Genomic DNA, 427 nt, shown 5'->3' on the forward strand with positions numbered 1-427 from the left:
ATACTGGTACTATCCTTTGAACTGTGCTTAAATATTTTGAATTCGTGTCCATCATACCGGTTCAGGCCAGACAGGGTGCCGAACCACATAAACCCCTTGTTATCTTTATATATGGCATTTACTTGATTGTCTGATAAGCCATTGGCAATATCGAGATGGGAAAACTGATATACGTTTTCTTGCGCAAAAAGAGAATTACACAGTATGAGTGCGCTGATTAAAGCTAAAAACCGAAACATATATTTTATTATAATACAGAAATCATCCCTGAGAACCCCTCAATGATTAAAGTAGCTTTAAATGGTTATAATTGATAAGGATTTAAGTATTAGCTAAACTACGTTTAAATCCTGAGATCTTTTAAGAAATGTAAAATTTTAAAGACATTTTAAAACCAGATTATAGCCCTATCGATACAAACAAGTGC

At 33.5% G+C, this 427-nt stretch carries 1 protein-coding gene; it reads right to left on the minus strand.

Going from position 1 to position 427, the window contains the following annotated elements:
• Positions 1-239 (minus strand): two-component regulator propeller domain-containing protein (locus tag AC1DND_RS29505; protein WP_477586600.1); only part of this gene is annotated, 239 nt, incomplete at its 3' end.
• Between the last annotated feature and the right edge of the window lie 188 nt (positions 240-427).

It is taken from the genome of Pedobacter sp. 01N416 (genome assembly GCF_056399685.1).